Below are 9,225 nucleotides of genomic sequence, written 5' to 3'. Positions count from 1 at the left end.
CATCGTCAAAATCTTCACTGATGTGAATAAGTCCTTTCGCGCTTCCAGCGACAGCCTTTAACCACGGTTCCAGAAAAATGGTTTTCCACTCGTATTGATAGGTTGGCATCAACGTGTCTATGGATTCAGCATAAAACAGAAGATGATATTTCACATACGTCTTGTCGAGTAATTTAATACAATCATCCAGCTCTCCGAACTTCGGTATAACTGACGGTTCGCCCTTATCCCGATGGGCAATACGTTTATCAGCAAACTCCTCATGTTTTTCTACTGCTAATTTGAGTGCTTTCAGATCGTCTTTTACCATCTGGGGGCACACATGTTCTCCGCTGGCATCCGCGTATGAAGCGAAGTCATCCATCTGTATCAAATCTTTCAGTTGGGAAGTGCTAGTTGTACCTACCTCCTCAAGTCCTTCTCTACCCTCCATCTCGATTTGGCTGATGTCAGGTCCATCAGGATAAGTACAGAGGGAACGGTAATAACTGCGTGACAACTCTTCAGGATGTTTCGCAATCTCATCAAGCAATCCTTGATTTGCCGACGTAACCCCGCTAGCGCATGAGAGAGATAAGTCCTCCCAAGATAGCTATAGAAAGCACTCGGCTTTTGAATCCGCGGGTTCTCACGGATGATGTCTTGGACTTCCCAGAACATGCTTGTATCCCGCAGGAGCCTCTGAATCTCACCCTGAATAATCTCCATCCATTTTTGCCACTTTTTCAGTTTGGGGCTCATCTTAAATTCATGATTCATGGTTCAATACCTTCTCAAACGAAGAAGTTCGGTTCCCCGATTCTGAGACGAGCACGATGGGATTGAAGTTGCAATTCCCTACCGGCATCCTGGTAGATTAGAACTAAGAAGGCTGCAACGACTCGTCAGATACAAATGCGGCGTACTCATACACTAGCGTCTCGATAGTGCGAACAGGACGATACCGTTCCCATACAGCTTGCTGTAAACGTTCAACGGTTTCTGGGGAAAAGTACCTTTCTCCCGTTTCGACATTCACTCGGGCAGGTACATCTTCAATAATGACGAGCCGTCCATCGACTTCAATGCTATATGTTACCTTTTTATCCACCAATGTTTCATTATGCGTTTCATTGTCAGGCATTTTATTTTCTCCTTGTCTTGAAGTCAATCCACCGTAACGGATCTGGTTCGTACAAGGTGATAATTTTGACTAAAGGTCTTGATGGGTAACTACACTGAATGTGTAATGGTCTCTTCGACTGCGTGAAGCCAAAAACCAAGCAACTCGGACCGTACTTGTCATTTGGGTAGTCTTCAATCAACTCGCTGTTTTCAATAGCTTCACGTATTTCTTGCACGCTGATATGACGAATAATGCTTTGGTCCGTTGCATGTTGCGAAAATTCAAACTGACCGTTTCTGATTTTCGCACAGATTCCATCAAGAATTGTCATCTCTCAAAGTTGAAGACCTGTTCTCTGGAGACAACCTCAGTTTCTTCCCCTTCTTTGATTGCATTTGCCAAAGCTATATCTTCAAGAACTTCAGTAAAAACATCATACAACAGATCTCTCCGTTCCTGTAGCAATTCAACGCATGCTTGTTTGAGTACTTCCTTGAGTTGATTTTTATCATCAGTGATCTGTTGCATAGCAGATTTCTAATTTCCTTAAGACGTTTTCAAAAAAATAAAGCGTGACGAACTCCACTTCAGTCCATCACGCTTTATTTGACAATACCTTATCCGTTATTCACCTTTACGAATCACGAGTCGATAGTGCTGACCGACCTTCTTGGTATCAGTAATCTCATGCCCATCATTCGTTAGGCTCTTGGGAACGTTTTCAATCGGTTCGCCATCGTCAATCGTGATTTCCAGCAGCTGACCGATATTCATCGTCTCCAAACGAATTTTGGCTTGCACGTAATTGAACGGACACGCCACACCCTTGAGATCAAGACTATCAACAATCTCTTCGACAGGCTCCGCTTTCGGCGGTGCTTTTGGGATGCGCGCCGGTCTGGCTTCCCGTTTCTTGGTAGCTGATTCCTCCTCCTGCCGAATCCGCATTCGTCCGTAGACGTTATGTGCTTCCTCAACAAAGAGGGTGGCTTCCTCAACGCGACGGTGGGTCAGCTCCCTATCAAAGGTGCTAGTATCCTCCTCGACCGCCTTAAATATATGTGCCCCGAAACCGGGGAAGACAATTCCCGGCTCAAAGAACCGACTTCGGAACTCCCTAACCGTCGTCTCATCGTCAATGTGTTGCAGCCCTTCGGTCGTCAGGAGCGCGTCCGCGGCTTTGATCATCGCTTCGTAAGCGTGTTGAGCGGAATCCACATATTCATCACGCTCCAGATCAACCCCCGACTCATAGATCAGCCGGTCCGCTTCCTCAAGTATGAACGATACCAACTCGACCAATGCCCCTGCACACTCGCCGACACCCGTTTTGAGTTGAAACTCCTTTGTGTCGCCGGTGTCGATATAGTAACTGGGGTCTTCCTCGAAGGAAGGGATCTTATCATACTCACGGAGGATTGCCTTAATCTTGACCTTGCCGAGTCTTGCAATGTAGTCGGTGAACGATTCATCGCCGTCCCGTTCCTCAATGTATCTTCCGGTCAGATGCTCGATGAATTGCGGGATGTTCTTACCGTGGATCTTCCCAGCAGCAAGTCCATAAGCACTCGCATTCTCAATAGCGTGACCGCCCAACATGACCTGATAATACGGGGCGATATGTTTCCCCATACGTCGTGATGAGCCGAAGAACCCGATGTTTGCGATGTGGTGTTGACCGCATGAATTGGGGCAACCGCTGATCTTGATCCGCAGATCTTGAATCCCTTCCTTCACACCGGTTTCGATGAAATAGTTCCTCAAGTAGGCTGCCAATCCGCGAGAAGATGAGATGCCTAGTTTGCAGGAATCAGTGCCGGGGCATGCTGTAATATCAACGGTACTTTCAGCACCTGATGCACCTAAGCCGATCTCCTTGAGTTCCTGATAGAGTGCAGGTAGATCGCTCATGCTGACCCAACGCAAAACAAGATTCTGCTCGACGGTCGTGCGAATAGTGTCCTTCACATACTTACGCGAAATATCTGCCAATGCCCGTGTCTGATCCGCGGTGATGTCTCCGAGCGGCAACGTGATATTAACAACTGCGTATCCCGGCTGTCGCTGCGAACGCACGTTCGTGGCATGCCACTCATCAAATCCTTCCGGTTTCGATGCGCCGTTGAGCTGCGTTGGTGGTTTCAGTGGTGTTTCGTCATACGCATCTAGATTGTCGAGATGAGCAGTCCACGCCGGGTCATGGCGCAGCTGTTCACGCTCTTCCAACACAAGGCGACGAAATTCTTCAATGCCGAGCTTTGCTATAACGAACTTCATCCGTGCCTTGTTACGATTCTTACGTTCTCCAAGGCGCGTGAATACCTTCGAGATTGCCTGTGAAATCGGCAACAATTCTTCTTCAGGCACAAACTCGTCAAAGACTTTTGCCTGATGTGGTACAGCACCAAGACCACCACCGACAAGCAACTTAAATCCACGTTTCGGTTTCCCGTCAACCTCTTTAATCACTGCAACTGCACCGATATCGTGCATGTATCCCAAGCCACAAGCATGTTCATGGCAGCCAGAAAACGCGATCTTGAACTTACGTCCGAAGTCTTGTGCGTCCTGATGACCCAATAGGAAGGCGGACAATGCCTTGGAGTGAGATGTCACATCAAACGGCTCGTCATTACACACGCCAGAAAGGGGACACGCGGTGACATTCCGGACCACGTTTCCACATGCTTCCTTGGTCGTGATGCCGACGGATGCCAATCGACGCATTAACTCTGGCGTATTGTTAATGTCCACATAGTGATACTGCACATCTTGGCGGGTCGTGATGTGAATGATATTGTCCGAGAATTCTTCGGCAACATCTGCAAGCATTTCCAGTTGCATCGCGTTCAACCCACCGAATGGAATTTTCACACGAATCATCTGTGATCCTTCGTCGCGCTGTCCATAAACACCGTGACGGAGTCTAAATTCGAGGAAAATCTCCTCTGGCATCTGACCCGCTTGAACACGACCCAGTTGCATCTCATAAATTTCGATTGCGCGGGCCTCCTCTGGATCTATTGTATCCGCGCTAAAAGGTGCTAAACTTTCTGTCGCCATTATTTGGCTCCTTCCACATTGGGGTTGGGGTTCGTATAAACAACGCCATCTCTGATGGGGTTTGGTATTCTAATCTATTACACTGTTCCTAATTCTGGTACTTCGGTGAACTGTTACGGTCCAAGTTGTTTCCGACATTTCAGCAATCGAGTTTCTTGTTCATTTTTCTCCAGATTTTGATCTAATGAGTCGAACTGTCTTCCCGATTTTCCTTCTTAGCTGTGAAAAATCGGTTTTTGTGCCTTTTTTAATCGAGATCATACAATATATTATAACAAAGAAGAAAGCATAGATCAAGTGCTTATGCTTATGTCAGGCAACAAAATTGAATTCTCCACCAGCCAACCCTGCATCGTTATTTCCCTGATGACTATGATTATATCTCAATTTCATCAATTTTACAACCAAATCTGCCAACTTCGGAGGATTTTAGCCGATTGCTTTTCAGCATCAGATTTGACAGGAATCTGGACATAAAGTATAATAATCACAGCTGCAACATAGGCAAAATTGCCCTCGCATTTAGGCTTCATATCCGATACCCTAGCGTTCTTGCCCCTTCGTGCGGCTGGATATTCTTTGGAATTAGCAATAAAGTCATTCCCAACACCATATGCCGACAGCATCGACTTGGAGAATCATAAACCTGTAGATCATTCCAAGGCAGGCAACGACAATGAAAATTTATAAAATCCTAGTTGTTGATGATGAAGTAGATATTGTTGATTTTATTGATGATTATCTGATGGGAGAGGGATACGAGGTTATCAAAGCCTACGATGGGGTTGAAGCACTTGATAAAATGCGACAAGATCTTCCCGATCTCGTTATCCTTGACATTATGTTGCCCGGATTGGATGGCTTTGAAGTCTGTAAGCAGATGCGGACAGAATCTACGGTTCCGATTTTGATGCTTACAGCGAAAGATACTGATGTGGATAAAATTGTCGGATTGGAAATTGGCGCGGATGATTATATGCCGAAACCGTTCAATCCACGTGAATTGGTAGCAAGGGTGAAAGCACTCTTGCGAAGAACTTACCGCCAAGATTATCAACCCCGTAGCCAGACGGTAACGCTGAAACATAAAGATCTGTCTATTGATGCTGAGCGGCGGGTAGCCACTATCGGAAATGAGCGATTAGAACTCACGACGAAGGAGTTTGATTTGCTGCTATTTTTGATGCAAAATCCAGGGCGTGTCTATTCGCGCGATCACTTACTCGATTATGTGTGGGGGCAGGATAGCTTCGTCGGAGCACGTACGGTTGATGTACACATCCGGCGACTGCGGGAGCAGATTGAGACCGATGCGAGCCAGCCCCAATACGTCATAACTGTCTGGGGAGTTGGCTACAAATTTACCGATGAGTAATTTTTCAGTTGGAAGTAGGAATAGAAATAGGGGCAGGTTGTGGACTTCTGTCACTTGTCACTATTCCGATCTTCTAGTATGCCGTTCTTTCCGTTCTTATGCTTTAACCGTCTACTCTTCCCGTTTTTCCTTCTGGCATTCTTTCCCTCTTTTCAAGTTAATACTTTTGTTTCTGTTCGTTGGGACCGGTATGATCAGCTATCCTGTGCAAACACCTGCTGCATTTGAGGACGGGTTTATCGGTGCACGTGCTTTCGCTATGGGCGGAGCTTATACGGCAATCGGAGAGGAATCAGATGGACTGTTAGTTAATCCCGCATCAATTGCTAACCTGTCACCTCGATCCGAATCGCGTCAATCGGCACAGCAGCTATCAGCAACCATGGCGAGACTACATGTGGGACTGACCGATGAAACCTCAATTACACAGAATCTGATTAGCTACGCCTACTGTCTACCGACGCAAGGCGCGCTAGGGATGCTCTGGAAGCGATTGAATGCCGCGGACCTGTATGCGGAAAACTACATCCTCGTAGGGGCGAGCAAGAGTTACGCATTCGGCGAAAAAGAAAAACGTCGCATCTCAGTTGGAGGCACTTTTAAGCTATTGAATTGGGACACGGCACCCACCATCGGGGCAGATGGTTCCGTTGTGGAGGATTTACCGGGGCGCAGTCGCTTGGCTCTCGATGTTGGCATGATCTTTCGTCCATCCCCAAATATCCCGATAGCACTGTCTCTTCAGAACCTCAACACACCTAATATTGCCTCCTCCCATTCAAGCTCTAAAGAAAATCTCCCGCTGCAGGTAATGCTCGGCATGGGTATCGTTGCTGAGAACTTTACATGGGGAATGGATCTCGTTTTCAGAGAGAGTGAGGTCGACGTCAAGGTCGGTATCGAATCTCAGTTTTACGAGGAAAATTTGATCCTACGCGGTGGATTCCGGTTGGAAAATCTAGCATGGGGAACAAACTTGACACTCGGTGGTGGGTATCGTCCGTTCAGAAGCCTCCGAATCGACTACGGCTTTCTCTTCCCTATTGGCGGAATCAGGGACACCGCAGGCAGCCATCGATTTAGCGTTGTTTACGATTTTTGAAATAGTATTGATTTAATGAACTAAAATGAGATGGTTCACCCCTTAACCCCGCAATATACCCCAGCTTTTTTAGGGTGACTATGGACTCACCTCTTTCAAAAATGAAGCGACAAATGGTCGAAGGGGTCACCGTCAAGTCCCTCCTCATCGCCTGTCTACTCATCCCGATTAACTGCTACTGGATCATCGAGATGGAGGTCATCCGATACTCAGGGCATCCGGTCACCATCTCCCTCTTCTTCAACGTCATTTTCAGCCTTTTTGTAGTCATCGGTGTCAACCAGCTTCTCAAGTGGCTTTCACCCCGCGCTGCATTGAATCAGGGAGAACTCATCATCATCTACCTGATGCTCTCGATTGCCTCCGGCATCACAGGGCACGACATGCTCGAAATCCTTGTGCCGATGTTGGGACACGCCTTCCGGTTTGCCTCGCCAGAGAACGAATGGCGCGAGCTATTTCTGCCCTACCTGCCACAGTGGTTGACCGTCAGCGATAGCAAAGTTGCCCGTGGGTATTACGAGGGTGAGGTAAATCTCTACACCCCCGAACAATTGATCGGTTGGGTTTCGCCCGTTCTATGGTGGACCACGTTTATTTTTGTGCTTGTCTTCGGGATGTTCTGCATCAACGTCATTATCCGCAAACAGTGGATCGAGCATGAGAAACTTAGTTACCCGATTATTCAACTCCCACTCCAGATGACGGAGACACAACGGCAAGCGTTTTTTCGAAATCGCGTCATGTGGCTCGGATTCGCCATCGCAGGAACGCTCGCACTCTTGAACGGGTTGAATTTCATCTTCCCTATCGTCCCTGAACTTCGGACGCGGATTCGAAGTTTCTATCTTTTTACCGATAGCCCCTGGAATGCCATGGGTCGCCTTCCTCTCTCGTTTTACCCATTTGCTATCGGACTCGGATTTTTCATTCCGCTTGACCTATCTTTCTCGTGTTGGTTCTTCTTTTGGTTCTGGCGGTTCATGCGTGTTGCCGGTGCTGCAATGGGTTTGCGAAGTCTGCCGAACTTCCCCTACATGAGAGAACAGGCATCGGGCGGCTACATCGCACTTGCTGTCATTGCGCTCTGGGCGAGTCGAAGACACCTGATAATGATCGCTAGAAAAGTATTCGGTGGTGCGGAAGATCTCGACGATTCAGATGAGCCCATGAAGTATCACACAGCGGTTTTGGGACTCATTAGTGCGATGGTGTTCTTTGTCTGTTTCTGCTATCGGGGTGGGGCAACGGTTGGGATCACGATCGCTTTCTTCGCCCTCTATTACGCTATCTCTATTGCCATAACCCGTATGCGAGCCGAGCTAGGAACACCCGTTCATGACCTACACTATTCCGGACCCGACGAGATCCTCACAAGGACAATCGGCACACGAAAATTGGGACGTGGGAATCTGGTGATGTTCTCAATGTTCTGGTTTATCAACCGTGCTTACCGCAGCCACCCAATGCCCCATCAACTAGAGGGGTTCAAAATGGCGGAGCGAACCCGTATGAACCTGCGACATCTCATGGTTGCGCTAATGCTCGCCGCATTTCTCGGTTCGCTCTCCGGTTTTTGGGCGTTAATTGATCGTGGCTATCAGTTGGGGATGGAGACTCGTGCCTACTGGCCCTCGTTAAGTGCATTCGGCATTGAACCATATCGACGACTTGATCGTTGGTTGAGCACACCCACAGACACATTAATGGCTGAGAGCGGGTTTATGGTCGGCGGCTTTATCATTGCTAGCTTCCTGATGCTATTTCGCATGCGATTTGTGTGGTGGCCCTTCCATCCCGCCGGTTTTGCTATCTCAACAAGTTGGGGAATGAATGTGACTTGGAGTTGTCTTTTTGTCAGTTGGCTCATCAAGTGGCTGCTGCTGCGACATGGTGGGATTGGGCTGCATCGTCGTGTTGCCCCCTTCTTCTTGGGGCTTATTCTGGGCGAGTTCACCGTTGGTAGTCTCTGGACAATCTTCGGCATTCTAGGGAGGATATCAACCTACGGCTTTTGGGTGTGATATGGGCAGAAAGATTGAAATCGTCTATTGGTACGGAGTATTGGATTGCACGATTGTTGCACCGGCTGTCGCTATCAACTCTCACCGATTCAATGGATGATGTGGAATTTTCTTTTTTTTTCGATACAATTTATGGATTCTTGTGGATTATTCACCATCAATCTTTTCATTTACCCCCAGTTTTTCCGGGGTATAATGTTTGTGAGCATGTTTATGTTTAATGGTGTTAAAGTGTATCTCCTGTACACAGGGGAAGTGTGAAAAAGGGATTGAGCCGCCACCCGACCCACGCATCCGCAATCACGCGCTTAATCACGTTAATCAGCGAATAGGTCTTTGTGTTTGTGTTGAATGCTTTAGCCCATCGGTCCCCAGACTTTTGATAGATAATAAAAAGTAATCCATAACTCAGACAAGCCAACAGCCATAACAGATTGATACGTGCTTTTGTCGGTCTTTTGAGAATCAGACTACCAAATCCAAAGCCGGTCTTGATGTCCCGAAAGCCGTGTTCAATCTGCATTCTTCGCTTATAGCAACGGTGGATTTGACTTCC

10 protein-coding genes are annotated in these 9,225 nt (G+C 47.5%); 3 read left to right on the top strand and 7 right to left on the bottom strand.

Annotation, left to right across the window (positions count from 1 at the left end; all coding sequences use genetic code 11):
* The 6 genes from J4G02_17845 to J4G02_17820 all read right to left on the bottom strand — a co-directional run.
* Positions 1-433 (bottom strand): hypothetical protein (locus J4G02_17845; GenBank protein MCE2396401.1); only part of this gene is annotated, 433 nt, incomplete at its 3' end.
* Positions 403-759, bottom strand: coding sequence for a hypothetical protein (locus tag J4G02_17840; protein MCE2396400.1), 357 nt, complete (start codon positions 757-759; stop codon positions 403-405). The genes J4G02_17840 and J4G02_17845, both read right to left, overlap by 31 nt.
* A 103-nt stretch (positions 760-862) precedes the next feature.
* A complete protein-coding gene (locus J4G02_17835; protein ID MCE2396399.1) occupies positions 863-1,123 on the bottom strand; it encodes a YgiT-type zinc finger protein in 261 nt (86 codons plus the stop codon).
* A gap of 1 nt (position 1,124) precedes the next feature.
* A complete protein-coding gene (locus tag J4G02_17830) occupies positions 1,125-1,430 on the bottom strand; it encodes a DUF4258 domain-containing protein (GenBank protein ID MCE2396398.1) in 306 nt (101 codons plus the stop codon).
* A gap of 2 nt (positions 1,431-1,432) precedes the next feature.
* On the bottom strand, positions 1,433-1,633 hold the full coding sequence (locus J4G02_17825) for a hypothetical protein (GenBank protein ID MCE2396397.1): 201 nt from the start codon (positions 1,631-1,633) through the stop codon (positions 1,433-1,435).
* 96 nt (positions 1,634-1,729) lie between these two features.
* Positions 1,730-4,168, bottom strand: coding sequence for a sulfurtransferase TusA family protein (locus tag J4G02_17820; GenBank protein ID MCE2396396.1), 2,439 nt, complete (start codon positions 4,166-4,168; stop codon positions 1,730-1,732).
* Positions 4,169-4,844: 676 nt separating this feature from the next.
* Between J4G02_17820 and J4G02_17815 the strand changes: the two genes are divergently transcribed.
* The 3 genes from J4G02_17815 (at position 4,845) to J4G02_17805 (ending at position 8,669) form a co-directional block, all read left to right on the top strand.
* Complete coding sequence (locus J4G02_17815; GenBank protein ID MCE2396395.1) at positions 4,845-5,543, top strand: response regulator transcription factor; 699 nt, start codon at positions 4,845-4,847, stop codon at positions 5,541-5,543.
* Between the two features lie 190 nt (positions 5,544-5,733).
* Positions 5,734-6,645, top strand: a complete 912-nt coding sequence (locus tag J4G02_17810) for a hypothetical protein (GenBank protein ID MCE2396394.1) — start codon at positions 5,734-5,736, stop codon at positions 6,643-6,645.
* Positions 6,646-6,758: 113 nt separating this feature from the next.
* A complete protein-coding gene (locus J4G02_17805) occupies positions 6,759-8,669 on the top strand; it encodes a hypothetical protein (protein ID MCE2396393.1) in 1,911 nt (636 codons plus the stop codon).
* A 226-nt stretch (positions 8,670-8,895) separates the two neighbouring features.
* Here the strand turns inward: J4G02_17805 and J4G02_17800 are convergent.
* A partial coding sequence (locus J4G02_17800) for a transposase (GenBank protein MCE2396392.1) occupies positions 8,896-9,225 on the bottom strand: 330 nt, incomplete at its 5' end.

The organism is Candidatus Poribacteria bacterium, from assembly GCA_021295755.1.
Classification (GTDB): Bacteria; Poribacteria; WGA-4E; order WGA-4E; family PCPOR2b; genus PCPOR2b.
The sequence above is the reverse complement of the archived record's forward strand: the minus strand, read 5'-3'. Positions and strand labels throughout refer to the sequence as shown.

Bases quoted from the DNA above. Each gene is read 5' to 3' on its own strand.
- J4G02_17840 (MCE2396400.1), bottom strand. From the start codon at position 759: ATGAATCATGAATTTAAGATGAGCCCCAAACTGAAAAAGTGGCAAAAA.
- J4G02_17835 (MCE2396399.1), bottom strand. From the start codon at position 1,123: ATGCCTGACAATGAAACGCATAATGAAACATTGGTGGATAAAAAGGTA.
- J4G02_17825 (MCE2396397.1), bottom strand. From the start codon at position 1,633: ATGCAACAGATCACTGATGATAAAAATCAACTCAAGGAAGTACTCAAA.
- J4G02_17820 (MCE2396396.1), bottom strand. From the start codon at position 4,168: ATGGCGACAGAAAGTTTAGCACCTTTTAGCGCGGATACAATAGATCCA.
- J4G02_17815 (MCE2396395.1), top strand. From the start codon at position 4,845: ATGAAAATTTATAAAATCCTAGTTGTTGATGATGAAGTAGATATTGTT.
- J4G02_17810 (MCE2396394.1), top strand. From the start codon at position 5,734: ATGATCAGCTATCCTGTGCAAACACCTGCTGCATTTGAGGACGGGTTT.
- J4G02_17805 (MCE2396393.1), top strand. From the start codon at position 6,759: ATGGTCGAAGGGGTCACCGTCAAGTCCCTCCTCATCGCCTGTCTACTC.